Raw genomic sequence first — 25,010 nt, 5'->3', positions numbered from 1 at the left:
CCTTCTTCCACGGCGGCGGGCGGCAGCGCGTGAGGCGAGGCTATTGCATGCGGGCCACCGCGAGTCACCGCACCAAGGCCTCGAGCGCCGCCCGGCCCGCCGCGGTGCCCTCCCGCGCCCGGGCCGCCCAGCCTGCCCAGCGGGCGGCGCCGAAGGCCGGTTCCGCCCAGGAGTCGCAGTACACGAGCCGGGTCCCACCCGTGGTCAACCAGCGGTAGAGCAGCCGCACCTCCTCCGGCGGCGCCCCGGCCAGCGGTCCGTCGCCGGGCAGGACGGTCTGGGCGGAGGCCCGCATCGCCTCCACCACCGGCATCGGCCGCACCCCGCGCCGCGCGACGTCCGCCGCGGCGAGCCGCCCGTACCGGATCACGGCGAGCTCCCAGCCCCCGCGCCCGTCCGGCCGGGCACCGACCACCTCGGGCTGGGCGGCCAGCTCGGCGAGGGTCTGCCGGCGCTCGAGGGCGCCGATCAGCCCGACGAGCCGGTCCCGGTCGCCGGCGGCCTCCTCGAACCGCTCCCGCGCGGCGAGCTCGTCGACCGCCGACACCAGCGACGACAGCTCGTGGTCCCGCCGACCGGCCACCAGGTCCCGCCACCGCCCGACGAGCGGCGCGTACTCCTCCCGGCTCTGGAACCCCGCACAGGGTGCCCCGCACCGCCCCAGCTCGGACACCATGCACGGGGTGCCGGACGGCGACCGGGCCGGGATCCGCTGCGTGCACCGGCGCAGCGGCACGGCGTCCAGCAGGGTGTCCACCGCCGCCGTCGCCGCCTTCTGCGAGGGGAAGGGGCCGAGTGCCCCCTCCTTCGGCGCGGCGACGACGGACAGGCGGGGGAAGGCCTCCTCCGTCGCCGCGACCCACCAGACCCGGCCGGGATTGCGGGAGCGCCGGTTGTACTTGGGCTTGTGCGCCGCGAGCAGCCGCAGCTCGCGCACCCCCGCCTCCAGCGCGTGGGCGCACACGACCGTGTCCACCCGCTCGGCGAGCGCGACCATGTCCCGGATGCGCCGCCGCTTCTCGCCCGCGGTGAAGTAGTTGCGCACCCGCCGGCGCAGGTCCCCGCTGGTCCCGACGTACAACACCTCTTCCCGGGGGCCACGGAAGAGGTAGACCCCCGGCGCGGACGGGACCGACTCGGCGAGGTGGCGCTGCCGGCGCTGCCGCTGGGTCGGCCGGTGCGCGGACGCCTCCCGGGTGAGGGCCAGCAGCTCCTCGAGACTCTGCACGCCCAGGTTGCCGATGCGTTCGAGCAGGTGGTGGAGGACCTCGACGGTGGCCCGCGCGTCCGACAGCGCCCGGTGGTTCGGCTGGGTGCGGGTGCCGAAGTACCGCGACAGCGACCCCAGGGACACGCTGCGCAGCTCGTCCCTGGTCAGCGCCGCCCTGGCCAGGCGCGCGGTGCAGAGCACGGGCGGGCGCGGCCAGACCATGCCGTGGCGCTCGCAGGCCGAGCGGAGGAAGCCGGCGTCGAACGGGGCGTTGTGCGCCACGAACACCGCGCCGGACAGGAACTCCAGGACCGACGGCAGCACCGACTCCAGGCGGGGTGCCCGGGAGACCATCGCGGTGGTGATGCCGGTGAGCGCGACCACGTTCGGCGGGACGCCCCGCCCCGGGTCCACGAGCGTGCCCAGCTCGCCCAGCCGCTCGCCGCCGCGCACCTTCACCGCTCCGACCTCGGTGATGCCGTCCCGCTCGTGGGAGCCGCCGGTGGTCTCCAGGTCCACCACCACGAACGTGACCTCGGGCAGGGGAGTGCCGAGCTCGTCGAACGAGAGCTGGGGAGCGATCACGGGCCGAACACTAGTTCGAGCCACCGACGATTCCTCGCACGTCCGTTCGAGCGTGTCGCGAGCGGGCGAATGCGTGGCTGCCGGGCCCGATCGGGGATAACCTTGTCCGATGTACCCGCAGGACGCCCCGACGCCGGATGCGTCGTCGTCCCCCGGGGTCGACTGGAACCTGCTGCCGGACCCCGTGCGCCACCGGCTCGCCGAGGTCGCGGCCACCGCCGTCGGGGAGATGCCGACACCGGAGGTGCCGACGTCGCTGCGACCGTTCGCCCGGTTCGCCCCCGCCAAGCGCGCCCGGCTCGGGGGGACCGTCCTGGTCCGCGAGCTGCGCGAGGACGGTGCGTTCCGGACCGCCGTCGTCGCGTGGTGGGAGGAGCACCGGCCCGGTGAGCTGGCCGCGGGGCCGGACGAGCCGATCACCGCGGCCGCCGCCGCGGTGCTGACCGGCGCGCCCGAGGCCCGCGCCGCCGTCGCGTCGGTGGCCCGGCGGGGAGACGCGAGCGAGGCCCGCGCCGAGCGGGACGAGGCCCTGGCCAGGGCGGACAAGCTGCAGATCGAGGTCGAGCGGCTGCGGGCCGAGCTCGCCGAGGCCCGCGACCAGGCGCGCGGCGCCGCGGCCGAGCGCGAGCACGAGTTCGGACGGCTGCGGCGCAAGGTCTCCGAGCAGGGCACCGAGCTGCGCTTCGCCCGGGACGGGATGGCCGCGCTCGAGGCCGAGGTGGCCCGGCTGCGCGCCGGGGCGGACGCGCGGCTGGAGGCCGCGTTGGCCGAGCGGGACCGCGAACGCGAGCGGGCCGAGGCCGAGCGGGCCGCCGCCCGGCGGGCCGCCGCGGAGGTCGCGTCCGCCCGGCAGGCGGCCAAGGAGGCCCGGCAGGGCGACGAGGTCCGGCTCGCGCTGCTGCTGGAGACCCTGGGCGGCGCCGTGTCCGGGCTGCGCCGCGAGCTGTCGCTCGGCGGCGGGGGTCCGCGACCGGCGGACGTCGTGGCCGGGTCCGGCGGCGTGCGCGGCGAGGCCGTGGTGAACCCGTCCGCGCTGGACGCGGTGCTCGCGCTGCCCGCGGCCCACCTGATCGTCGACGGGTACAACGTCAGCAAGACCGGCTACCCCGAGCTCCCGCTGGCCGACCAGCGGACCCGGCTGGTCACGCAGCTCGGGGCGCTCGCGGCGCGCACCGGGGTCGAGGTCACCGTGGTGTTCGACGGGGCCGCCGTCATCGCCGCCCGACCCCGCGGCGCCCGCGGGGTGCGGGTGCTGTTCAGCGACGCGGGGGTGATCGCGGACGACGTGATCCGCGATCTCGTCGCCGCGGAGCCGCAGGGCAGGCCGCTGCTCGTCGCCTCGTCGGACAAGGCGGTCGCCGAGTCCGTCCGTCGCCGCGGGGCGCACTCCGTGCCCTCCTCGGTGCTGCTCGGCCGCCTCCGCGCCTGAGCCCCGCCGCCCCCGGTCGCGGGTGGCCCGGAATTGTCGGTGGGTCGTCGTAGCGTGCGCCGCAGATCAGCTCGGCCGAGTTTTCCGATCGCGAGGAGTGCGACCATGATCGTCGACTGCGACAGCTGCGAGGTCCGCGGGGCGGCCTGCGGGGAGTGCGTGATCGGCGTCCTGTTGGGCGTCCCGGAGGTGCCGGGGGCGGGTGGTGCCGGGGCCGTCTCCGGTGCGGTCGACGTGCCGTCGGGCGCGCCGCAGGTACAGCTCGCCGCCGCCGAACGGCGCGCGTTGGACGTGTTGGCGGACCAGGGACTGATCCCGCGGTTGCGGGTCGTGCCCACCCAGGCGGCCCCGGTCACCGACAACGGGGGCGCCGAGACCGAAAGGCGCAACGCTGGGTAGCGAAACGGGCGATCGCGTCACCCTCGGCGACGTCGTGTGGGGGAGACCGTTCGTCCCGGCCCCGTCCGGGCGAGTGCTGGACGGGTGAATGACACGTTCGTAATCTCTCCCTCGACCTCGCGTCACAGGCCGTCTCCCCAGGGCGGTCGCGCAGGTTCTCGCCGTCGGTGCCCGTCCCCGGCACCGGCCCGGATCTCCCCGTCCGGTCGCGGCGGGCCGAGGAGGGAGTCGAGCCGGCGTGGTACCCCGAGACCCGTCGACGAGGCAGGCACCGGCCGGTGCGCACCGGCCTGCGTGCACCCCTCGGCCCGCCGCGCGCAGGCGTGCCGTCCGCACCGCGATCCTGCCGGTGCTGCTCGCTGCGGGCCTCGTGCTCAGCGGAGGAGTGGCGCTCGCCCAGCCCGGCGATCCCGCCCAGCCCGGCCCCGTCCTGCCCGGCGTCCCGCTGCCCCCGTTCCCCACGGCGAACCCCGCTCCCGTGGCGCCGGACGCGCCCGTGCCACCCGGAACGGTGGCGCCGGAGGTCGCCGGGGTCCCGGCGGACCCGCCCGCCGAGCCCCCGCCGCCGCGCACCGCGGACGAGGCGCGGGACCGGCTGCGCGCCGTCCAGCACGACGCCGAGGCGCTCACCGAGCAGTGGCACGCCGCCACGGACGACTTCACCGCCAAGCAGGAGGAGGCGGACCGGCTGCGCGCGGCCGTCGACCCGCTGCGCGCCGAGGCCGACCGCGCCCGGGCGGACGAGGAGACCTACCGGCGCTCGCTGGAGGACATCACCCTCGCCTTCGCCGACGACGGCCGCCTCGACCAGTTCTCCGCGCTGCTGACCAGCACGGACCCCCAGGCCTACCTCGACCAGATGTCCGCGTTGGAGACCCTGTCCGCGGACCGGCTCGTCGTGCTGCGGGAGCTGCACGACAAGGTGGAGCACGCCGCCCAGACCCAGGTGCAGGCGGACGAGGCGACCACGCAGGCCCAGACCGCGGCGGACGCGGCCCACCGCGCCGCGGACGACATCGCCGCCCGCAAGGCCGAGGCCGACACCCGGATCGACGAGGCCGAGGACCTGCTGCGCCGGCTGAGCCCGCGCGAGCTCCGCGAGCTGAACGGCCCCGAGGAGGACGCCCCGGACGCGGACTGGGGCACCGGGGTGGGCGCCGAGGCCCTGCGCGCGGCGGCCACCAAGCTGGGCAAGCCCTACTCGTGGGGCGCGAGCGGGCCGAACCGCTTCGACTGCTCGGGGCTCACCTCCTGGGCTTATCGGCAGGCCGGGATCACCCTGCCGCGGTCGTCGAGCGCACAGGCGGGCGTGGGCCGGTCGGTCTCGTGGGACGAGCTGCAGCCCGGTGACCTGGTCTTCTACTACTCGCCCGTCAGCCATGTCGGCATCTACGCCGGCGACGGGAAGATGATCAATGCGCCGCAGAGCGGGGACGTCGTCAAGTACCAGAAGGTCAACCGGAGCGTGTTCAGCGGCGCCCGCCGCGTGGGCTGACCGGCCGCCGGTACGGTCGCGCGGTGGCCCGCACCCTCCTCGTCACGAACGACTTCCCGCCGCGGCGCGGGGGGATCCAGAACTACCTGCAGGCCCTCGCCGACCGGCTCCCGCCCGGCGAGCTCGCCGTCTACGCCCCCGCCTGGGAGGGCGCCGCGGCGTTCGACGCGACGCTGCGCTACCCCGTCCACCGCCACCCGACGTCCCTGATGCTGCCGGTCCCGACGGTGGCCCGCACGGCGGCGGCGCTGGTCCGCGAGCACGGCGCCACCACCGTCTGGTTCGGTGCGGCTGCGCCGCTGGCGCTGCTCGGGCCGTCCCTGCGGAAGGCGGGCGTCGAGCGGGTGGTGGCGAGCACCCACGGGCACGAGGTGGGCTGGTCGATGGTGCCGGTCGGACGCCGGGCGCTGCGCCGGATCGGCGACGACGCCGACGCTGTCACCGTGGTCTCCCGCTACACGCGGGGCCGCTTCGCCTCCGCCTTCGGCCCGCTCGCCGCCCTGGAGCACGTGCCGCCCGCGATCGACCCGACGGTGTTCCGACCCGACCCACAGGCCCGCGCGGAGCTGCGCGCGCGGTACGGGCTGGGGGAGGCGCCCGTCGTCACGTGTCTGTCCCGGCTGGTCGCGCGGAAGGGGCAGGACGTGCTGATCAGGGCCCTCGGCCCGCTCCGCGCGCGGGTCCCCGGGGCCCGGCTGCTGATCGTCGGGGACGGGCCGGACCGCGCCCGGCTGCGGAGGCTGGCCCGGGGGGTCGACGGGGTGGTGTTCACCGGTGCGGTGCCGGCCGCGGAGCTGGCGGCCCACCAGGCGGTGGGGGACGCGTTCGCCCTGCCCTGCCGCACGCGCGGCGGGGGGCTCGACGTCGAGGGGCTCGGCATCGTGCTGCTGGAGGCCCAGGCCTGCGGCGTGCCCGTGGTCGCGGGGGACAGCGGCGGCGCGCCGGAGACCGTGCGGCCGGGGGAGACCGGGCACGTCGTGAACGGCCGGGACGTCGGCGCGCTCGTCGACGCCCTGGCGGACCTGCTCACCGACCCCGACCGCGCACGGAAGATGGGCGACGCGGGCCGCACCTGGATGCAGGAGTCCTGGACCTGGCCGACCCAGGTGAACCGCCTCCGTGCCCTCCTCACCTGAGCGCATTATGGAACCATGACGGCCGATTCGCGGGCGAATTCAGCAGTTATGGTTCCATAATGCGCGGGTTAGGCGGGCTGCTTGGTGTCCGCGTAGAGGGCCGCGACCTCGTCGGCGTACTTCTCGCTCACCACGTTCCGCTTGACCTTCAACGTCGGGGTGATCTCCCCGCCCGCCTCGGTGAAGTCCACCGGGAGGATCCGGAACTTGCGGATCTGCTCCGCCCGCGAGACGGCCTGGTTGGCCTCCTCGACCGCCGCGGCGATCTCCCCGCGCAGCTCCGGGTCGTCGACCAGGTCGGCGGCGGACGACGGGTCGCCGTCGGTGGTCTTGCCGTTGCGCTCCCGCCAGCCCGGCAGGGCCTCCGGGTCGATGGTGATCAGCGCCGCGATGAACGGCTGGCCGTCGCCGACGACCATGCACTGCCCCACCAGCGCGTTCGCCCGCAGCCGGTCCTCGAGCACCGCGGGTGCGACGTTCTTGCCGCCCGCCGTCACCAGGATCTCCTTCTTGCGCCCGGTGATGGACAGGAAGCCCGCGTCGTCCAGCTCGCCGATGTCCCCGCTGTGGAACCAGCCGTCCTCGAGCGCCGCCGCCGTGGCCTCGGGGTTGCGCCAGTACCCGCGGAACACGATGTCCCCGGCGAGCATGATCTCGCCGTCGTCCGCGATCCGGACGGAGTGCCCGGGCACCGGACGTCCGACGGACCCGATCCGCTGCGCGCCCATCGCGTTCACCGTGATGCCCGCGGTGGTCTCGGTGAGCCCGTAGCCCTCCAGGATCGGGATGCCGACGCCGCGGAAGAAGTGGCCCAGCCGGTCACCCAGCGGCGCCGAGCCGGAGACGGCCGCGACGACGTTGTCGCCGGTGACCGCGCGCAGCTTGCCGTAGACGAGCTTGTCGAACAGCGCGTGCTTGAGCTTGAGCGCCAGCCCGGCCCCGCCGGTGTCCTGCGCCCGCGACCAGGCGATGGCGGTGTCCGCGGCGGCGTCGAAGATGCCGCCCTTGCCGCCGTCGTGCGCCTTCTGGCGGGCCGAGTTGTAGACCTTCTCGAACACCCGCGGCGCGGCGAGCAGGAACGTCGGCCGGAAGGTGCCCAGGTCCGCGACCAGGTTCTTCGTGTCCGGGGTGTGCCCGATGACCGTGCGGGAGGCGATCGCACCGCACTGGATGACCTTGCCGAACACGTGCGCGAGGGGCAGGAACAACAGCACCGAGCCGTCCGCCGAGAGCAGCTGGTGCAGCACCTCGCGGGTGGCCGCGATCTCGGTCAGCAGGTTGCGGTGGGTCAGCTCGCAGCCCTTGGGACGCCCGGTGGTGCCGGAGGTGTAGATGAGCGTGGCGAGGTCGTCCGCCCGCACGGCCCGACGGCGCGCGTGCACCTCCGCCTCGTCGACGCCCGCGCCCTCCTCGACGAGGCCGGCCACCGCGCCGTCCTCGATGATCTTCACGAAGCCCGCGCCCTCGACGAGGGCGGCGTGCGCCGTGGTCTCCACGACGATCCCGGCGGCCCCGGAGTCCTCCAGGATCCACGCGATCTGCGACGCCGACGAGGTCTCGTAGATCGGCACGGTCACCCCGCCCACGGCGAGGATCGCGTAGTCGAGGAGCGTCCACTCGTAGCGCGTGCGCGAGAGCAGCGCGACGCGGTCGCCCGGCCCGACCCCGGCCGCGATCAGCCCCTTCGCCACCGAGACCACCTGCGCGGTGAACTCGGCGACGGTGACGGGGGTCCACTCACCCGGCGTGCGCTGCACCTTCAGCAGCGTGTCGCCCGGGTTCTCCGCCTCGTGCGCGAACACCGCGTCGAGGAGATTCTCCTCCGCTCCGATCACGACGGTGGCGGGGACGCTGTACTCACGCACGATGCTGACCTCCTGGCCGGCGTTGGCAGGTTACCGGTGAGGAAAGATACCGCGTCGGATCGGTGCGAGCGAGGTCCTGTTCGTCCGGAAACGACTGATACGTCCCGTGGGAGGCCGCGATGCCGAGCGTCGACGTGGTGGACGAGACGTTCCTGGCCGTGCCGCCCGCGCGCGTCGCGCCGATCTTCGCCGACCCGGCCGCCTGGGCGCGCTTCTGGCCGGACCTGACCTGCGAGGTCCTCGCCGACCGCGGTCTCGAGGGGATGCGCTGGACCGTGGGCGGCGCCCTGACGGGGAGCATGGAGGTGTGGCTGGAGCCGATGCTCGACGGCACCTGCGTCCACTACTTCCTCCGCGCCGACCCGCTGGGGCCCGACGGGCCGGCGCCGCTGCGCGGACGCCGGGCGGTCGCGGAGGTCCGGCGCCGCCAGCGGCACGCCAAGCGCATCGCCTTCGCCCTCAAGTCACATCTGGAGCGCGGTCGCGCGCCCGGCGAGGCCCCTTAATGTGAGTCCATGCGGGTCCATGTCGTGTCCGACGTCCACGGCAACGTCGAGGGGCTGGCCCGCGCGGTCGAGGGCGCGGACGCGGTGTTCGTCCTCGGCGACCTGATCGACTTCGTGGACTACGCCGATCCGACCGCCGGGATCCTCGGTCGGGTGCTCGGCGCGGATGTCAGCCGGGAGTTCGGACGGGTCCGGCGCTCCGGTGGGCCGGGGGAGCTGCGCGCCTTCGCCGAGCGGGCGTGGGCGGCGATCCCGGACCCGGCCGCGGTGATCGCCGAGGCGGTGGACGAGCAGTACGCCCGGCTCTTCGCCGTCCTGCCCGAGAACACCTACGCCATCCCCGGCAACGTCGACGTGCCCGACCGGTGGCCGAGCGTCCCGCGGGTCACCGTGCCGGACGGGAAGGTGATCGAGATCGGCGGCCTGCGCGTCGGGTTCGTCGGCGGCGTCCCGCTGCCCGACGGGTTCCCGCCGCGCCCGCCGGGCGGCCCGTGGCGCCCGCACCTGCTCCCCGCGCAGGAGTACTGCGCCGCCGTGGACGCGATCACCGACATCGACGTGCTCTGCACGCACGCGCCGCCGGAGGTGCCGCTGCTGCACTACGACCGCGTGACCGGGCGCCGCGAGCTGCCCGGGCTGGGCCTGCGTGCCCTGATCGCCCGCGAGCGGCCGCGGACGGCGCTGTTCGGACACGTCCACCAGCCGCTCGCGCAGCGGGCGCGGGTGGGGGCCACGGAGTGCGTGAACGTCGGACACTTCCGGCGGACCGGTCAGGCGTACGTCCTGCGCTGGTGAGCGGTAACGTGCGCGTCATGGCCGACGCGACGACCTCCTCGATCACCATCGACGCCGACCCGGACACGGTGATGGCAGTCATCGCGGACTTCGAGGCTTATCCCGAGTGGGCCGACCAGGTCAAGACCGTGGAGATCCTCGCGAAGGACGGCGACCGCGCCGACCAGGTCCGCTTCTCCATGGACGCGGGCCCGATCAAGGACACCTACACCCTGGACTACGACTGGGCGGGAGACGGCCGGTCGGTGTCGTGGGTGCTGGTCAAGGGCCAGATGCAGAAGGCGCAGACCGGCTCGTACACCCTCGAGTCCACGGGCGCGGGGACCACCGTGACCTACAGCCTGGCCGTCGACCTGAACATCCCGATGATCGGCATGCTGCGGCGCAAGGCCGAGAAAGTGATCATCGATACGGCGCTGAAGGGCCTCAAGCGCCGAGTCGAGGGCCGCTGATCGCTCCGGTTCGAGGCGCGTTCCCCGCGGCCGATACCCTCGGCCTCGTGCGGGTCGTGCTGTTCACCGGCAAGGGGGGCGTCGGGAAGACGACGCTGGCGGCGGCCACCGCCGTGCGCCTGGCCCGGTCCGGGCGCAAGACGCTCGTGGTCTCCACCGACCCCGCCCACTCCCTCGGCGACGCGCTGGACACCGCGCTCGACGCCGACCCGCGCGAACTGGAGCACGGGCTGTTCGCGGGCCACGTCGACACCCGCGTCCTGCTCGACGGCGCGTGGGCCGACCTGCAGGACCACCTGCGGACCCTGCTCGCCGGCATCGGCGTGGACGACCTGGTCGCGGACGAGCTGACCGTGCTGCCCGGCGTCGAGGACCTGCTGGCGCTGGCCGAGGTGCACCGGCTCGCGGCATCCGGGCTGTGGGACGTCGTCGTGGTCGACTGCGGCCCCACGGCGGAGACCCTGCGGCTGCTCGGGCTCCCCGAGGCGCTCTCGGGATACCTGGACCGCCTCTTCCCCAAGCACCGCCGCGTGCTCGCGGGGCTCGCGGGCGCGGACCGCGAGGGCTGGGAGCGCACGGTGGACGCGCTCGACGGGCTCGCCGCGCAGCTCGAGGGCCTGCGCGCGATGCTCGGCGACCGGGAGCACACCTCGATCCGGCTCGTGCTGACCCCGGAGCGGGTGGTCGCCGCCGAGACCGCGCGGACGGTCACCGCGCTCGCCCTGCACGACCTGCGGGTCGACGGCCTGGTGGTGAACCGGCTGGTCCCGGCCCCGCCGCCGTCCCTGCGCGGGCCGACCGCGCGCTGGCTGCGCGAGCGCTGGACCGAGCAGCAGACCGTGCTCGCCGAGCTCACGGGCTCGTCGGGACCCGCGCAGACCGTGCCCTACACCGCGGCCGAGCCCGTGGGCGTGGAGGCCCTCGCGGCGCTCGCCGAGTCGCTGTACGGGGCGGCCGATCCCGTGGCCGTCGGGCCGGACGCGCCGCCCGCGCTGCGGATGCAGCGGACCCGGGGCGACGGCACGGACCCGGACTCGGAGTTCGAGCTCGCGCTGCGGCTGCCCGGCGCCGCGAGCGGGCCGCTGGACCTGACCCGGGTCGGGGACGAGCTCGTCGTCACGGTGGGGGGCACGCGGCGGCGGCTCAGCCTGCCCGCCGTCCTGCGGCGGTGCGAGGTCACGGCCGCGCGCCTGCAGGGGGAGGATCTCGTGGTGACCTTCGTCCCCGACCCGGCCGTCTGGATGAGCCGGTGAGCGAGCGTGCGGGGCGCTGTCCGCACTCGGACACCCTCGCCGGGGAGTTCCGCGCGTTGGCGGACACGCTGTTGGAGCGGATCACCCCGCTGCTCGACCCCTTGCTCGATGCGGATGCGACCCCGGCGAGCTGCGCGAACTGCCCCGTGTGCGCGGTGCTGGCGCTCCTGCGCGGCGAGCGCCCCGAGCTGGCGGTGACCCTCGCGCACCACGCGGCGGGAGTGCTCGGGGCATTGCGGACGGTGCTGGACGGGTACCCGGAGGGTCCGGCGCGGGAGGGGACGAACGGCGATGGCGGCACGCACGGAGCAGGCCGAAGGCGGGTCCAGCGGATCCCCGTCACCCGGGTCTGACGTGCTCACGGTCGGGGTGGACGTCGGCGGGACGAACATCCGCGCCGGCGTCGTCGACGCCCACGGCGAGATCATCGACAGCGCGGCCGCGGCCACCCCGCAGAGCGCCGACGCGCTCGAGGCGGCCATCGGCGGCTGCGTCGCCGAGCTGGCCGCACGACACGAGGTCTCCGCGGTCGGGCTCGCGGTGGCCGGGTTCATCGACGCCGACCGCGGGCTCGTCCGGTTCGCGCCGCACCTGCCCTGGCGGGACGCGCCCGTCGCGGCCCGGATGGCCGAGCGCACGGCCCTGCCGACGGTCGTCGAGCACGACGCCAACGCGGCCGCCCTCGCCGAGCGCCGCTACGGGGCCGCCGCGGGCGCGTCGACCGTGGTGTTCGTGGCGATCGGCACCGGGATCGGCGGCGCGCTGCTGCTCGACGGCGCGCTGTACCGCGGCGCGTACGGCGTGGCCCCCGAGTTCGGGCACCTGCGCGTGGTGCCGGACGGGCGGCCCTGCGCCTGCGGCAAGCGCGGCTGCTGGGAGCGGTACTGCAGCGGCACCGCGCTGGCCACGACGGCGCTGGAGCTGCTCGGGGACCCCGACCAGGGGCCGTCGGTGCTGCACCGCGAGGCCGCGCGGGACCCCGGACGGATCACCGGGCAGCGGGTCGCGGGCGCCGCGCGGGAGGGCGACCCGCTGGCCCGCCGCGCGGTGGCGGAGCTGGGTCGGTGGCTCGGCGAGGGGCTCTCGCTGATCGCCGACGTCTTCGATCCCCCGCTGGTCGTCATCGGCGGCGGGGTGGCAGGCTCGGCGCCCCTGTTCCTGGACGAGGCCCGCGAGCACTACTCGACGATCCTCACCGGTGCGGGCGACCGTCCGCTGGCCCGCATCCGCCCGGCCCAGCTCGGCCCCGGCGCCGCGGTGGTCGGGGCCGCCGAGCTGGCCCGCGAACACGTCACCACCCGGGCGTAGCGCTCAGACGGTCCCCTCGTCGTCCCGCGGGTCCTCGGCGGTCGGCTGCCACAGGCGCATCAGCAGCCAGGTGAGGCCGCCCGCGATCGCGACCAGGCCCAGCGGCAGGCCGTACACGCCCGACATGCCGATCCACTGCGGCGCGGCGATCAGGATGATCCCCAGCGCCACCAGCACCAGCCCGACGGCCGCGGCGACGCCCAGCTTGGGCAGCGGCGGGGGCTCCGGCGGGATGTAGTGGTCGTCCCGGTCCGACAGCGGGTCCACCGCCGGGCCCGGCCGGACCGGCGGGGCGGGCCGGACCGGTGGGGCGGGCGGCTCGATCGTCTCGGTCGCCGCGGGCGCCACGGGCGGCTCGTCCGGCCATTCGGGGACGGTGCCGTCCGCCTTCCAGGAGGCGACGATGTCGTCGAACGAGCCGACGGCGCGGTCGTCTCGATCCTGCTCGTCGCCCATGCACGCGCACCTTTCCTCGCCGGGGCTCGCGTAGACCGCCATCCTGACACGGTCGGCCCTTGTTGTCGTGCCCCGGAGCGGCTCCGTAGGCTGGCGTCCCACGCGGTGAGGAGGCCCGACGGGTGCTGTACTGGTGGTCGAAGTTCGTCCTGATCGGCCCGTTGCTCCGGATGTACTGCCGCCCCTCCATCGAGGGCATCGAGCACGTTCCCGAGCACGGGGGTGCCATTCTCGCCAGCAACCATCTGGCCGTCGCGGACTCGTTCCTGCTGCCCCTGCAGCTCAAGCGGCGCGTGACCTTCCTGGCGAAGAGCGAGTACTTCACCGAGCCCGGGTTCAAGGGGTTCCTCAAGAAGCAGTTCTTCTCCGGCGTCGGGCAGGTGCCCATCGACCGGTCCGGGGGCAACGCGGCACAGGCGGCGATGGACACGGCCGTCCGGCTGCTGAAGGAGGGCAAGCTCCTCGGGATCTACCCGGAGGGCACCCGCAGCCCCGACGGGCGGCTCTACAAGGGCAAGACGGGGGTGGCCCGAATGGCCCTGGAGGCGAACGTCCCGGTCATCCCGGTCGCCATGATCGGCACGGACAAGGTCAACCCCATCGGCTCCACGCTGTGGCGCCCCGGGCACGTGCACGTGAAGATCGGTGAGCCGCTGGACTTCTCGCGCTACGAGGGCATGGCGGGGGACCGGTTCATCGAGCGCTCGATGACCGACGAGATCATGTACTCGCTGATGGAGCTGTCGGGGCAGACCTACGTGGACCTGTACGCCGCGAGCGTCAAGGAGCGGGCGGAGCAGGCGCGCAAGGCCGCGTAGGAGACGCCCGCCCGGTGCCGCTCGGCCCGGTGCCGCTTGGGACGGTGCCGCTTGGGACGGTGACGCTTGGCCCGGTGACGCTTGGGACGCCCAAGCGTCGCGGGGTGGTGCTTGGGCCGCCCAAGCGTCGCTGGGTGATGGCGCCGGTTGACGCTTGGGACGCCCAAGTGTCGCTGGGTGGTGCTTGGGACGCCCAAGCGTCGCTGGTTGACGGGGTCCGGTGACGCTTGGGACGCCCAAGCGTCGTTGGGTGGTGCTTGGGACGCCCAAGCATCGTTGGGTGACGGGGTCCGGTGACGCTTGGGACGCCCAAGCGTCGGTGAGTGGTGCTTGGGCGTCCCAAGCGTCAGCAGCCGCCCAAGCGTCAGCAGGTGCCCTGCGTCAGCCCGCGCCCCCTCAACCGGCGCGGATCGCGGCGTTCGCGGAGTCCTGCGCCTGTTGCAGCCCCTCGGCCACCGGCAGCCGCCCCGCGAAGATCTCGCCCAGGATGGGGGAGAACACCCGGGAGCCGGTGCCGAAGCGCGGGCCCGTGGGCGGGTCGATCGTGGCGGTGCCGCCGAGGGCGCCGAAGTACCCGGTCTCCACGCCCCGTTCGCGCCAGTAGTCGAAGAACTTCTGCTGCGACCCGGTGACCGCGGGCAGCGCCGCGCCGCGGCCGCCGACCGGGTCCGCGCCGGGCTCGGAGCCGATCCAGTCCAGCACCCGGGCGACGGCCTCGGGGTGCGGGGTCTTCGCGTTGCCCGCCGCGACCACGCTGTTCACCACCGACACCCGGCCCGCGGGCCCGGCGACCATCGGCGCGATGGCCCAGTCGAAGGTGGCGCCGTCCGCGACGTTGCGCAGGTTGTAGGTGCCGGACTGGAAGATCGCGAGCCGGCCGGCGAGGAAGGCGTCCCGCGCGTAGTCGGCGTTGTCGTTGGTGTCGTCCGCGGGCGGCGCGACGTGCTGGACGTTGATCAGGTCCACCAGGTACTGGAAGGCCTCGACGGACCGGGGCTCCGCGAACGCGAACGTGCCGTCCGCGGCCTGGAACCGGCCGCCGTTGGAGCCGATGAACTCGTAGTAGACCGCCTGCAGGTCTCGGCCCGCGTTGAACCCGTAGGTCGCCACGCTCGTCGGGTCGAACCCGGGCTCGTCCGCGCGCCGCCCGGCCGTGTCGACCGTCAGCCGGCGCAGCGCCGGGAGCAGGGTGTCCTTGGCCGGGTCGGGGTTCCAGGTCAGGGCCGTGGGGTCGACGCCGGCCTGGGCCAGCAGGGCCGTGTTGTAGTAGGTGACGATCCGGCCGTCGGTCAGCGCCGGGACGCCCCACAGGCCGCCGTCCCGGGTGTACTGGTCGACCGCCGCGGGCACCCAGCGCTCCGCCCGGCCCGGCAGCACCCGCTCGATGTCGAGCAGCGCGCCCGAGTCCGCGAGGGTGCCCAGGTAGGCGGAGTTGAGCCAGAAGATGTCGTCGCCCTGGCCGCGCTCGAGCTGCGCCGGGAGGCTGACGAAGTAGTCGGCGTAGGGGACGACGTCCAGGTCCACCCGGATGTCCGGGTTCTGCCGCTCGAACTCGGCGAAGGACGTCCCGTAGGCCTTGGCGACCTGGTCGTCCCACAACCGCAGCGTGACGGTGGTGACCGGGGTCTCCCCGGGCGCGGAGCACGCGGCCAGCAGGACCGTGAGGAGGAGGGAGAGCAGCAGGGCGCGGCGGGGCATGGGAGATCCTCGCGGGAGTGGGCGTCGCCCACTGGTTCGCTCGCCGGCCCCCGAACGTTTCGCCCGACGCGCGGTCGCCCGGCCCCTCGACGTAGAGTCGCGTGCTGAGAAAGGGTGGGCATGCGCTTCTTCTACGACACCGAGTTCATCGAGGACGGCACGACGATCGAGCTGGTCTCCATCGGTGTGGTCGGCGAGGACGGGCGCGAGTTCTACGCGGTGTCCACCGAGTTCGACCCCGCGCGCGCGGGGCGCTGGGTGCGGGCGAACGTGCTGCCCAAGCTGCCCTCGCCCGCGGACCCGGCCTGGCGCTCGCGCGAGGCGATCAAGCGGGACCTGCTGGAGTTCCTGACCGGCGCGCCCGGCGAGGTCGAGCTCTGGGCGTGGATCGCGGCGTACGACCACGTGGCGCTGTGCCAGCTGTGGGGCGCCATGCCCGCGCTGCCCCGCGCCCTGCCGCGCTTCACCCGCGAGCTGCGGCAGCGCTGGGAGGACGCGGGCAAGCCCCCGCTCCCGCCCCCCTCGTCCGACGCGCACGACGCCCTCGCCGACGCCCGCCTCAACCTCCGCCGCTGGCAGGTCATCGAGACGGCCGTCCCCACCTCGTGACCCGCGAGTCCCCCGCTCGGGACACGCGAGTCGGACGCGACCGACCGCCAGTCGGGCGCCGCGGCCGGGTCGAATACCCTTGGTCCTCGTGAACTGGTCCGTCGACGCCCCGGTGGACGTCCTGCCCGAGCTGCCCCCGCTGTCCGCGGACCTGCGGGCCCGCTTGGACGACGCCCTGTCCCGCCCCGCCGCCCAGCAGCCGGAGTGGCCCGACCCGGCCGCGGTCGCCCACACCCGCACCGTCCTCGAGTCCGTGCCTCCGGTCGTGCTGCCCCCCGAGGTGGACCGGCTGAAGTCCCGGCTGGCCGAGGTCGCGAACGGTGAGGCGTTCCTGCTGCAGGGCGGGGACTGCGCGGAGACGTTCGTCGACAACACCGAGCCGCACATCCGCGCCACCATCCGCACGCTGCTGCAGATGGCCGTCGTCCTGACCTACGGCGCGTCGCTGCCGGTGGTGAAGGTCGGCCGGATCGCCGGCCAGTACGCCAAGCCGCGCAGCTCGAACGTCGACGCGCTCGGCCTGCCGTCCTACCGCGGGGACATCGTGAACGGGTTGGCGCCCAACGAGGCGTCCCGCATCCCGGACCCGTCGCGGATGATCCGGGCCTACGCGAACGCCTCCGCCGCGATGAACCTGGTCCGCGCGCTGACCGCCACCGGCATGGCCGACCTCACGATGGTCCACGACTGGAACAAGGACTTCGTGCGGACGTCCGCGGCGGGGGAGCGGTACGAGACCGTCGCGGCGGAGATCGACCGGGCCGTCCGGTTCATGGACGCCTGCGGGGTCACCGACCACAACCTGCGCGAGGTCGAGTTCTACGCCTCGCACGAGGCCCTGCTCATGGACTACGAGCGGGCCATGCTGCGGCTGGACCTGGACCGCTCCGGCGCGCTGTACGACCTCTCCGCGCACTTCCTGTGGATCGGGGAGCGCACCCGCCAGCTCGACGGCGCGCACATCGCCTTCGCCGAGCTGCTCGCCAACCCGATCGGCCTCAAGATCGGCCCGACGACGACGCCCGAGCAGGCCGTCGAGTACGTCGAGCGTCTGGACCCGCGCAACGAGCCGGGCCGACTCACGCTCATCTCCCGCATGGGCAACGGCAGGATCCGGGACGCGCTGCCGCCGATCGTCGAGAAGGTCACCGCCTCCGGGCACAAGGTGATCTGGCAGTGCGACCCCATGCACGGCAACACCCACGAGTCGACGACGGGCTACAAGACCCGCCACTTCGACCGGATCGTCGACGAGGTGCAGGGCTTCTTCGAGGTCCACGGCGCGCTGGGCACCCACCCGGGCGGCATCCACGTCGAGGTGACCGGCGAGGACGTCACCGAGTGCCTGGGCGGCGCGCAGGAGATCAGCGACACCGACCTCGCGGGCCGCTACGAGACCGCCTGCGACCCCCGGCTCAACACCCAGCAGAGCTTGGAACTGGCCTTCCTGGTCGCGGAGATGCTCCGCCACTGACCCCGGGCGTCGTGGAGCCACAACTGTCGTGTCGAGGCCCTGACACGACAGTCGTGGCTCCACGACGCGGGGCTAGAGGACGGTGATCGTCACCGTGGTGCCGCGTTCCACCGTCTCGCCGGCGCCGGGGGACACGCCGACCACCCGGGCGTTGGGCCGGGTGAAGGGGAGACCCTCCGTCACCTCGACGTCCAGGCCGAGGCCGCGCAGCTCCCGCACCGCCTGGTCGCGGCTCTCGCCGATCAGGAACGGGATGCGCACCTGCGGCGGCGGGGCCTGACCCTTGCTCACCACCAGCGTGACGGTGCCGTTCACCGGCAGCGCGGTCCCCGCGGCCGGGTCGGTGCGCACCACGGCGCCCGACGGCACGGTGTCGCTGAACTCCCCGCCGCCCGTCGCCGGGGTGAGGTGGGCGGCCCGGACGGCCTGTTCCGCGTCCGCGACGGACGTGCCCGGCCCGATCGCGGGCACGACCGGCCTGCCCGTCGAGACCCGCAGGGTCACGGCGGCGCCGCGCAGCAGCCGGGCCTGCGCCACCGGGTCGGTGCCCGCCACGACGTCCGCCGCGACGTCGTCGTGCAGCTCCTCGGTGACCGTGGCGGCCAGGTCGGCGTCCGCGAGCAGGCGCTCGGCGGCGGCCCGGTCCAGGCCCACCACCGACGGCACCGCCGTCCAGCGGCCCGAGCCGAGCCACCACGCCGCCCCGCCCACCAGCAGACCCAGCACCAGCACCACGGCGATCCAGATCGCGAAGGTCCGGCGGCTGCGACGGCGGGCGATCCGGTGGTCGGGCAGCGCCTCCGGGCGGGCGGCCGCGGCGGTGCCGTGCCGCCCACGGGTGCGGTCCGGGCGGTCGTCGACGACGGGGCTGAGCCGCGCGGTCTCCTCCTCCGGCAGCTCACCGCGGGTCAACGCGCGGGTGCCCCGCGGACCGGCAGCGGGCAGCGGGGCGGGTTCGGTCTCCTGCTCCTCGACCGGCCGCGCGGGCGGCAGCGGGACGGCGACGCGCGGCACGCCGAGCTCCGCGCGCAGCCGGACGAGCTCGGCGCGGAAGGCGGCGGCGTCCGCGGGGCGCCGGGCGGGGTCGCGGGAGGTGGCGCGCAGGATCAGGTCGTCGAGCTTGGGCGGCACGTCGCCCGCGATCCGGGACGGGGCGGGCACGTCGTCGTTCACGTGGCGGTAGGCCACGGACAGCGCGTTGTCCCCGGTGTAGGGCGGGGCGCCGGTGAGCAGCTCGGAGAACAGGATGCCCGCCGCGTAGACGTCACTGCGGGCGTCCGCCTGGCCGGTGGCGACCTGCTCCGGGGAGAGGTACGCCATGGTCCCGAGGATCATCCCGGCGTGCGAGACCCCGGCCTCCGCCGCGGCCGTGACCAGCCCGAAGTCGGCGACCTTGACGGCACCGTCGGCGCCGAGCAGCACGTTCTCCGGCTTGACGTCCCGGTGGACCATGCCCAGCGCGTGCGCCTGCGCGAGCCCGGCCAGCACCGGCTCCATCACCGCGAAGGCCACCGGCACCCCGAGCGCGCCGCGATGGCGCAGCACCTCCCGCAGCGTGCCGCCCTCGACCAGCTCCATGACCAGGAACAGGGTGTCCCGGACCCGGCCCTGGTCGTGCACGTCGACGACGTTCGGGTGGTCGATCCGCGCCGCGGAGCGCGCCTCGCGCTCGAAGCGGGCCCGGAACGTGGGGTCCGCCGCCATCCGCGGGTCCATGATCTTGATCGCGACGGGGCGGTCGAGCCGGGTGTCCATCCCGCGGTGCACGGTGGACATCCCCCCACGTGCGAGGACCGGTCCCACCCGGTAGCGCGCGTCCAGCAGCGCGGCGAAGTCGGCGGGGGCGTTCACCCTTCGACGGTACCGCCCGCCCGGCGGCTCCCCGCTCGTGCCCGTCTGTGGCATCGTGACGCACGTGAGTGAGGTGCCCGCCCTGTCCGACGACGTGGCCGTCCTGCCCGCGACCGAGGTCGCCGTCATCCTGTCGATCCCCCGAACCCGGGTCCACCAGCTGATCAAGGACGGTCAGCTGCTGGGCCTGCGGCGCAACGACACCACCTGCATCCCCGCCGACTTCCTGGACGGGAACGCCGTGGTGAAGGGCCTGCCCGGCACGATCTCGCTGCTGCGAGACGGCGGCTACCCGGACGAGGACATCCTGCGCTGGCTGTTCACGGACGACGAGAGCCTGCCCGGAACCCCGATCGCGGCCATCCGCGCGGGCCGCCACCGCGAGATCAAGCGCCGCGCGCAGGCCATGGCCTTCTGATCTGCGCCTCCGGCGCCCGTGCGTGGTAAGTGGTGCTCCAGCACCACTTACCACTCACGAGCGCCGAAGGCGCCGAACGGCGACGGCGCGGGCCAGGCCGGGGAGGGCGACCGCCGCGCGGCGCCCGGTGCCGACGCGCACCCGGCGGTACAGGACGTCGTAGTCCGCGGCGACGATCTCGTCCAGGATGCCGCCGTAGAGGGTGAAGGCGGTGCGCACGCAGTCCCGGGACTCGGGGGCCAGCATCGGGATCCCGGGCGCCGCCCGACGGTAGATCGCCCGGGTGCGCGCCACGAGGTGGGCCAGCGCCCGGCGGACGCGGGGATCGACCCTGCGGCGGGTGCGGCACCACACCAGCAGGTCCCGGTCCACGCCGAAGGCGCCCAGCTCGTCCTGCGGCAGATAGACCCGGCCGCGGTCGAGGTCCTCGCCGACATCCCGGAGGAAGTTGGTGAGCTGGAACGCCCGGCCGAGCGCGGCGGCGGGCTCGGCGGCCTCCGGCGAGACCGTGCCCAGCACCGGCAGCACCTGCAGCCCGATCACCGCGGCCGAGCCGAACATGTACTCGTCGAGCTCGGCCATCGTGGCGTAGGAGGTGACGTGGGTGTCCTGCCGCATCGAGGTGAGGAACGGCGCGAACAGCCGCCGGTCGATCCCGTAGCGGGACACCGTGTCGGCGACCGCGGTGATCACCGGGACCTCCGACGGGCCGCCCTCGAACGCCGCCACCAGCGCCAGCCCCAGCTCGTCGAGCCCCGCGGCCGGATCGACGGCGCCGAGGGTGTCCACGATGTCGTCCGCGTACCGCGCGAAGCCGTACAACGCGTGGATCGCGGGTCTGCGGTCGGGGGTGAGCAGCCGGGTGGCGAGGAAGTACGTGCGCCCGTGGGCGGCGTTGAGGTCGCGACAGGCCCGGTAGGCCCGCTGCAGCGCGGGATCGGTGATCCCGGCCGCGACGAGCTCAGGCGGCACGTGCCGGAACCGGTTTCCGCCGGGCGGTGCGGCTGAGGCCGAGCGGGTCCGGCCGCAGCAGCGAGCGCGCGGCCAGCGCCGCGAGCAGGGCGCAGACGATCAGGAACGGCCAGTTGTAGAGGGCCGTCTCGCCGCTCGGGTAGTAGGCGACCATCAGGAACAGCGAGCCGAAGACCAGCCACTGCAGGCCGCGGGCGCTCCACGGGACCATCGCCAGGATCGCCAGGCCCCAGCTCAGGTACCAGGGCAGCGTGGCGGGGGACAGCAGCGCGACGGCGAGCAGCGCGATCCCGGCCCGGCGCACCGCGTCCGGACCGCCCTCGCGGGCCTTCCACCAGTTCCACGCGATGATCGCGACCATCACGATCCCGCCGATCACCCGCAGCACGTTGATGTAGGGCTGGGGAGAGGACGTGACCACGCCGGCCAGCGCGGTGTGCAGGAGCTGCGCGATCCCGGTGGGGATCGACAGCCAGTTGACGATCATCGACGGCGCGCTCAGCGCCGGCAGCCAGCCCAGCCCGACCTGGGCGGCCAGCGAGCAGGCGGTGAAGACCGCGAGGAACACGGCGACGCCCGCCGAGCCGGCGCGCACCAGCCGTCTGAACCACGGCCCCTCGAGGTGCCCGACCCAGATCAGCACGATGAACGGCAGCGCGACACCGGCGGAGGCCTTGGTCGCCATCGCGAGCGTGACCAGCGCGACCGCCAGGACGTGCCTGCGGTTCAGAGCGGCCAGGCAGCCGACCGACAGCAGCCCGACGAGCAGCAGGTCGTTGTGCGCGCCGCCGACCAGGTGGATGACCATGACCGGGTTGGCGATCACCACCCACAGCGCGACGGACGGCCGCCCGCCCAGCCTGCGGGTGAGCTCCGGCATGGTCCAGATCAGCAGGGCCAGCCCGATGCACATGATCAGGCGGGTCCCGATGATCCCGACGATCATGTTCGAGCCCAGCTGGATGGTGACCCACGCCCACGCCTTGGCGACCAGGATGAACAGCGGGCCGTACGGCGCCGGGGTGTCCTGCCAGAAGTAGTGCACGTTGTCGGTGAACACACCCGGCATGGCCTCGGGGCCGACCGCGTACGGGTCGAACCCGAACAGCGGCAGTGCGCCCTGGGCGAGGTAGCTGTACGGGTCCCGGGTGAAAAGCGGCGGCGAGACGAGCATCGGCAGCATCCACAGCACGGCCGTGCTGAGCACCGCCCGCCCGCCGACCCGCCGGGCCAGCACCTCGCGGCCCAGCTTCACCCAGGCCCACGCCATGAGCACCACGCCCAGGTACATCAGCGCGGTGGCCAGCTCCCGGCCGTGCCCGTACCGCCAGAACCCCAGCGCGGAGTTCGTGAGGATCGGGTCGTGGATGAGCGTGCCGCCGCCGCCCGTGCCGCCGACCAGCAGCAGGACGCTCGCCCCGAAGCCCAGCCACAGCGGGCCGGGAGGCGGGTTGCCGAGCCGGGCGCGCAGGCCGGGTCGCCCTGCCGTTGTCGGATCCGCCGGAGCGGAGAGGACGGGGGCGTCTGCGGGCTCCGGGAGGGTCGTCTCCGACCCTGCTGCCGGGCGGGTGGGCTGCGCGGTCATCTCGCCGGTCATGGTGCCACGGGGGGCCGACGGCCTCGCCCGCAGCCCCGACCGGTCACGATCCGGTGACGCGCTGTGCCGCCAGCCGTCCGGACAGCACGACGGGCGGGATCCCGACCCCCGGTGTGGTCCCGCAGCCCGCGAGCACCACGTTCGCCCGTCTGCGGGGCAGGTTGCGCGGCCGGAACGGCCCCGTCTGGGCGAACGTGTGCGCCGCCGAGAAGGGGGTGCCCGCGGCCAGCCCCTGCGCCGCCCAGTCCGCGGGCGTGACCAGCTCCACCGCTTCCGGCTCGACGTCGATCCCGCGGGCGGCGAGCGTGCCGAGCAGCTCGTCGAGATAGGCCGGGCCCAGCCGCGGCCAGTCGAGCGGCCCGGTGTCGAGGTTGGGGCAGGGGGCCAGCAGGAACAGCAGGTCGCGGCCGGGCGGGGCGAGGGACGGGTCGGTCGCCGTCGGCCGGGTGAGCAGCAGCGACGGGTCGCTCATCAGCCTGCCCCCGTCGATGATCTCGGCGAAGGTCCGCTCCCACGCCGCCCCGAACGAGATCGTGTGGTGCGCGAGGTCCGCCCCCTCGAACCGCACCGGACCCCGCACGGCGAGGTGCGCGACGACCGCGCTCGGCGCCCACCGCAGCGGCACCGGCCGCCGGGGTGCGCCGCCGAGCAGCCGGTAGGCCTCGGGGAGGTCGGTGGTGAGGACGACCGCGTCGCAGGGTTGGACCTCGGTCGTGCGGCGGTCGTCGGAGCCGCCCTGGTCGGCCGCCGTGTGCCGGACCCCGTCGACACGACCGTTCGACCAGGTCAGGCCGGTGACGCGGCGGCCGCGCAGGAACTCGGCGCCCGCGTCGACGGCCGCCGCGGCGAGCGCGTCCGGCACCGCGCGCATGCCGCCGCGCGGGAAGTACACCCCCGCGATGGTGTCCATGTAGGCGATCACGCCGTACGCGCCGAGCGCCTTCGCGGGCGAGACGCCCGCGTACAGCGCCTGGAACGAGAAGATCCGCCGGAGCCGCTCGTCGGGCAGGAACCGGTCGATCCGCGGGCCGAGCCTGCCGAACCCGCCGAGCCGGGCCAGCCGCAGCAGGTCGGGCCCGAGCAGCGAGAGCGGCGAGTCCAGGTTCGCCCCGATGAACGTGTCGATCTCGGTGCGGTAGAGCTCGGTCAGCCACCGGCGCAGGTCGCGGTAGCCGCCCGCGGCCTCGGGGCCGCAGACCTTCCGGACCTCGGCCTCCATCGAGTCGGCGTCGGCGTGGACGTCGATCGTGGAGCCGTCCGCGAAGGCCGCCCGGTACGCCGGGTCGAGCCGGACCAGGTCCAGGCGCGCCGCGAGGGAGTCACCGACCGCCCGGAACGCCTCGTCGAGCAGCTCCGGCATGGTCAGCACGGTGGGGCCGGTGTCGACCCGGTAGCCGCCCGGCAGGTCGAGGCGCCCCATCCGGCCGCCCGGGTCGGCCTCGCGTTCGACGATCGTCACCCGACGGCCCGCGCCGAGCAGGTGCAGCGCCGCGGTCAGCCCGGCCAGGCCCGCGCCCACCACGACGACGTGGTCGGTCGGTCCCTCGACCGTCCTCACCGGTGGCGGCGGGTGGCGCGGACGGCGAGCTCCTGCAGGGTCGTCGCGGCGGGCTCGGCGATCTCGGCGGTGGTCAGCGCGTCGAGCGCGGCCCCGGTCAGCGCGGCGATCCGCTGCTCGACGGCCTGCACGGCGCCGAGCTGCAGGAACAGCTCCCGCAGCCGCTCGACCCGCTCGGGGGACAGATCGGGGTCCCCGAGCGCGTCGGTGATCTCGGTCGCGGCCGGTCCCGCCTTCTCCAACGCCAGCGCGACGAGCAGGGTCCGCTTACCCTCGCGCAGGTCGTCCCCCGCGGGTTTGCCGGTGACGGCGGGGTCGCCGTAGACGCCGAGCAGGTCGTCCCGAAGCTGGAACGCCACGCCGATGTCCGCCCCGAAGCGGCGGTAGGCCGCGACGATCGACTCGTCCGCGCCCGCCAGCAGGGCACCGAGCTGCAGCGGCCGCTCCACGGTGTACGCCGCCGTCTTGAACCGGTCGATGCGCAACGCGGCGGCGGGGGAGGAGTCCCCGACCGCCTGGGTGTGCACGTCGAGGAACTGGCCGCCGAGCACGTCGGTGCGCATGCCGCGCCAGGCCTCGTGGCCGCGGTCGAGCACCTCGGCGGGCAGGCCGGACTCTCGGTACAGGTCGTCCGCCCAGGTCAGGGCCAGGTCGCCGAGCAGGATGGCGGCGGCGGCGCCGAACCGGGCGGGCGGGCCGCACCAGCCGCCGTCCGCGTGCCTGCCCGCGAACTCGACGTGCACGGTCGGCTTGCCGCGCCGGGTGGCGGAGGCGTCGATCAGGTCGTCGTGCACGAGGGCCGAGGCCTGGATCAGCTCCAGGGCGGAGAGGGCGCGCAACACCCCGTCCGCGTCGGGGCCCTCGGGGTCACCACCCGCGCCGCGCCAGCCCCACCAGGCGAAGGTGGGCCGCAGCCGCTTGCCCCCGCCGAGCACGAAACGGGTCAGCGCGTCGACGGCGTCGGCGAACACCGGGCCGATCGCCGCGGCGTCCTCCCGGCGGTGGGCGAGGTAGCGGGCGAGCTCGCGCTCGACACTCTCGCGCAGCTCGACGGAACCCTCCGGCTCGGTCTCCGGCAGGACGTGCGTCGGGGGATGAACCACACCGCGAGCCTATCGGCGGGATC

At 74.7% G+C, this 25,010-nt stretch carries 23 protein-coding genes; 14 read left to right on the top strand and 9 right to left on the bottom strand.

Annotated features, from left to right (window positions below; all coding sequences use genetic code 11):
* Positions 1 to 64 precede the first annotated feature (64 nt).
* Positions 65 to 1,795 (bottom strand): DEDD exonuclease domain-containing protein, encoded by a 1,731-nt coding sequence (locus BLS43_RS02235; RefSeq protein ID WP_093075746.1) that lies wholly within the window; start codon positions 1,793 to 1,795, stop codon positions 65 to 67.
* Between the two features lie 109 nt (positions 1,796 to 1,904).
* Here BLS43_RS02235 and BLS43_RS02230 point away from each other — a divergent pair, with 109 nt between their 5' ends.
* The 4 genes from BLS43_RS02230 (at position 1,905) to BLS43_RS02215 (ending at position 6,254) form a co-directional block, all read left to right on the top strand.
* Positions 1,905 to 3,224, top strand: coding sequence for an NYN domain-containing protein (locus BLS43_RS02230; RefSeq protein WP_093075743.1), 1,320 nt, complete (start codon positions 1,905 to 1,907; stop codon positions 3,222 to 3,224).
* 105 nt (positions 3,225 to 3,329) lie between these two features.
* A complete protein-coding gene (locus BLS43_RS02225) occupies positions 3,330 to 3,623 on the top strand; it encodes a hypothetical protein (protein ID WP_093075740.1) in 294 nt (97 codons plus the stop codon).
* 349 nt (positions 3,624 to 3,972) lie between these two features.
* The gene (locus tag BLS43_RS31585) at positions 3,973 to 5,118 is read left to right on the top strand and encodes an NlpC/P60 family protein (protein ID WP_143029917.1); all 1,146 of its coding nucleotides are present in this window, start codon (positions 3,973 to 3,975) and stop codon (positions 5,116 to 5,118) included.
* A 23-nt stretch (positions 5,119 to 5,141) separates the two neighbouring features.
* A complete protein-coding gene (locus BLS43_RS02215; protein WP_093075734.1) occupies positions 5,142 to 6,254 on the top strand; it encodes a glycosyltransferase family 4 protein in 1,113 nt (370 codons plus the stop codon).
* Positions 6,255 to 6,322: 68 nt separating this feature from the next.
* Here the strand turns inward: BLS43_RS02215 and BLS43_RS02210 are convergent, their stop codons facing one another.
* Positions 6,323 to 8,119 carry an AMP-dependent synthetase/ligase gene (locus tag BLS43_RS02210; RefSeq protein ID WP_093075732.1) on the bottom strand — a complete coding sequence of 599 codons (1,797 nt, stop codon included), beginning with the start codon at positions 8,117 to 8,119 and terminating at the stop codon, positions 6,323 to 6,325.
* A gap of 119 nt (positions 8,120 to 8,238) precedes the next feature.
* Between BLS43_RS02210 and BLS43_RS02205 the strand changes: the two genes are divergently transcribed.
* From BLS43_RS02205 to BLS43_RS02180, 6 genes are read left to right on the top strand one after another with little or no spacing between them, the layout of a single operon-like run.
* Positions 8,239 to 8,625, top strand: coding sequence for a polyketide cyclase / dehydrase and lipid transport (locus BLS43_RS02205; RefSeq protein WP_093075729.1), 387 nt, complete (start codon positions 8,239 to 8,241; stop codon positions 8,623 to 8,625).
* Between the two features lie 9 nt (positions 8,626 to 8,634).
* Positions 8,635 to 9,420 (top strand): metallophosphoesterase family protein, encoded by a 786-nt coding sequence (locus BLS43_RS02200; protein WP_093075726.1) that lies wholly within the window; start codon positions 8,635 to 8,637, stop codon positions 9,418 to 9,420.
* A 17-nt stretch (positions 9,421 to 9,437) separates the two neighbouring features.
* Positions 9,438 to 9,872 (top strand): SRPBCC family protein, encoded by a 435-nt coding sequence (locus BLS43_RS02195; RefSeq protein WP_093075723.1) that lies wholly within the window; start codon positions 9,438 to 9,440, stop codon positions 9,870 to 9,872.
* A 47-nt stretch (positions 9,873 to 9,919) separates the two neighbouring features.
* A complete protein-coding gene (locus tag BLS43_RS02190) occupies positions 9,920 to 11,125 on the top strand; it encodes an ArsA family ATPase (protein WP_093075721.1) in 1,206 nt (401 codons plus the stop codon).
* The gene (locus BLS43_RS02185) at positions 11,122 to 11,478 is read left to right on the top strand and encodes a hypothetical protein (RefSeq protein WP_093075718.1); all 357 of its coding nucleotides are present in this window, start codon (positions 11,122 to 11,124) and stop codon (positions 11,476 to 11,478) included. Before BLS43_RS02190 ends, BLS43_RS02185 begins: the two co-directional genes overlap by 4 nt.
* 1 nt (position 11,479) lies before the next feature.
* A complete protein-coding gene (locus BLS43_RS02180; RefSeq protein ID WP_218129679.1) occupies positions 11,480 to 12,433 on the top strand; it encodes an ROK family protein in 954 nt (317 codons plus the stop codon).
* A 3-nt stretch (positions 12,434 to 12,436) separates the two neighbouring features.
* On the opposite strand, the gene BLS43_RS02175 is transcribed toward BLS43_RS02180, so the two are convergent.
* Positions 12,437 to 12,889 carry a hypothetical protein gene (locus BLS43_RS02175; RefSeq protein WP_093075712.1) on the bottom strand — a complete coding sequence of 151 codons (453 nt, stop codon included), beginning with the start codon at positions 12,887 to 12,889 and terminating at the stop codon, positions 12,437 to 12,439.
* A 122-nt stretch (positions 12,890 to 13,011) separates the two neighbouring features.
* On the opposite strand from BLS43_RS02175, the gene BLS43_RS02170 reads away from it, so the two are divergent.
* Positions 13,012 to 13,707, top strand: a complete 696-nt coding sequence (locus BLS43_RS02170) for a lysophospholipid acyltransferase family protein (RefSeq protein WP_093075709.1) — start codon at positions 13,012 to 13,014, stop codon at positions 13,705 to 13,707.
* Positions 13,708 to 14,103: 396 nt separating this feature from the next.
* Here the strand turns inward: BLS43_RS02170 and BLS43_RS02165 are convergent, their stop codons facing one another.
* Positions 14,104 to 15,405: an ABC transporter substrate-binding protein gene (locus tag BLS43_RS02165; RefSeq protein ID WP_093075706.1), complete on the bottom strand. Its 1,302-nt coding sequence runs from the start codon at positions 15,403 to 15,405 to the stop codon at positions 14,104 to 14,106.
* 120 nt (positions 15,406 to 15,525) lie between these two features.
* Here BLS43_RS02165 and BLS43_RS02160 point away from each other — a divergent pair, with 120 nt between their 5' ends.
* Together BLS43_RS02160 and BLS43_RS02155 are read left to right on the top strand one after the other, a co-directional pair.
* The gene (locus tag BLS43_RS02160) at positions 15,526 to 16,014 is read left to right on the top strand and encodes a polyadenylate-specific 3'-exoribonuclease AS (protein ID WP_093075704.1); all 489 of its coding nucleotides are present in this window, start codon (positions 15,526 to 15,528) and stop codon (positions 16,012 to 16,014) included.
* An 88-nt stretch (positions 16,015 to 16,102) separates the two neighbouring features.
* The gene (locus BLS43_RS02155; protein WP_093076156.1) at positions 16,103 to 17,488 is read left to right on the top strand and encodes a class II 3-deoxy-7-phosphoheptulonate synthase; all 1,386 of its coding nucleotides are present in this window, start codon (positions 16,103 to 16,105) and stop codon (positions 17,486 to 17,488) included.
* A gap of 72 nt (positions 17,489 to 17,560) precedes the next feature.
* Here the strand turns inward: BLS43_RS02155 and pknB are convergent, their stop codons facing one another.
* Positions 17,561 to 19,339 (bottom strand): Stk1 family PASTA domain-containing Ser/Thr kinase, encoded by a 1,779-nt coding sequence (gene pknB, locus BLS43_RS02150; RefSeq protein ID WP_245707252.1) that lies wholly within the window; start codon positions 19,337 to 19,339, stop codon positions 17,561 to 17,563.
* A gap of 64 nt (positions 19,340 to 19,403) precedes the next feature.
* On the opposite strand from pknB, the gene BLS43_RS02145 reads away from it, so the two are divergent.
* Complete coding sequence (locus tag BLS43_RS02145; protein WP_425438520.1) at positions 19,404 to 19,757, top strand: Rv2175c family DNA-binding protein; 354 nt, start codon at positions 19,404 to 19,406, stop codon at positions 19,755 to 19,757.
* Positions 19,758 to 19,811: 54 nt separating this feature from the next.
* Here BLS43_RS02145 and BLS43_RS02140 read toward each other — a convergent pair whose 3' ends face one another.
* From BLS43_RS02140 to BLS43_RS02125, 4 genes are read right to left on the bottom strand one after another with little or no spacing between them, the layout of a single operon-like run.
* Positions 19,812 to 20,729, bottom strand: coding sequence for a phytoene/squalene synthase family protein (locus BLS43_RS02140; RefSeq protein WP_093075701.1), 918 nt, complete (start codon positions 20,727 to 20,729; stop codon positions 19,812 to 19,814).
* Complete coding sequence (gene mptB, locus BLS43_RS02135; protein WP_093075698.1) at positions 20,719 to 22,326, bottom strand: polyprenol phosphomannose-dependent alpha 1,6 mannosyltransferase MptB; 1,608 nt, start codon at positions 22,324 to 22,326, stop codon at positions 20,719 to 20,721. Before mptB ends, BLS43_RS02140 begins: the two co-directional genes overlap by 11 nt.
* 43 nt (positions 22,327 to 22,369) lie before the next feature.
* On the bottom strand, positions 22,370 to 23,884 hold the full coding sequence (gene crtI, locus BLS43_RS02130; protein WP_093075695.1) for a phytoene desaturase family protein: 1,515 nt from the start codon (positions 23,882 to 23,884) through the stop codon (positions 22,370 to 22,372).
* Entirely contained in the window at positions 23,881 to 24,987 is a 1,107-nt protein-coding gene (locus tag BLS43_RS02125) for a polyprenyl synthetase family protein (RefSeq protein WP_245707250.1), read from the bottom strand. The genes crtI and BLS43_RS02125 overlap by 4 nt, the downstream gene beginning before the upstream one ends.
* Between the last annotated feature and the right edge of the window lie 23 nt (positions 24,988 to 25,010).

This window comes from Pseudonocardia oroxyli (genome assembly GCF_900102195.1).
Classification (GTDB): Bacteria; Actinomycetota; Actinomycetes; order Mycobacteriales; family Pseudonocardiaceae; genus Pseudonocardia; species Pseudonocardia oroxyli.
Note: the sequence above shows the minus strand (reverse complement) of the source record. Positions and strands in the feature narration are given on the sequence as shown.

Excerpts from the sequence above, each read along its gene's own strand:
- BLS43_RS02205 (WP_093075729.1), top strand. The coding sequence starts at position 8,239 with ATGCCGAGCGTCGACGTGGTGGACGAGACGTTCCTGGCCGTGCCGCCC.
- mptB (WP_093075698.1), bottom strand. The coding sequence starts at position 22,326 with ATGACCGGCGAGATGACCGCGCAGCCCACCCGCCCGGCAGCAGGGTCG.
- BLS43_RS02230 (WP_093075743.1), top strand. The coding sequence starts at position 1,905 with ATGTACCCGCAGGACGCCCCGACGCCGGATGCGTCGTCGTCCCCCGGG.
- BLS43_RS02225 (WP_093075740.1), top strand. The coding sequence starts at position 3,330 with ATGATCGTCGACTGCGACAGCTGCGAGGTCCGCGGGGCGGCCTGCGGG.
- BLS43_RS02195 (WP_093075723.1), top strand. The coding sequence starts at position 9,438 with ATGGCCGACGCGACGACCTCCTCGATCACCATCGACGCCGACCCGGAC.
- BLS43_RS02160 (WP_093075704.1), top strand. The coding sequence starts at position 15,526 with ATGCGCTTCTTCTACGACACCGAGTTCATCGAGGACGGCACGACGATC.
- BLS43_RS02200 (WP_093075726.1), top strand. The coding sequence starts at position 8,635 with ATGCGGGTCCATGTCGTGTCCGACGTCCACGGCAACGTCGAGGGGCTG.
- BLS43_RS02175 (WP_093075712.1), bottom strand. The coding sequence starts at position 12,889 with ATGGGCGACGAGCAGGATCGAGACGACCGCGCCGTCGGCTCGTTCGAC.
- BLS43_RS02165 (WP_093075706.1), bottom strand. The coding sequence starts at position 15,405 with ATGCCCCGCCGCGCCCTGCTGCTCTCCCTCCTCCTCACGGTCCTGCTG.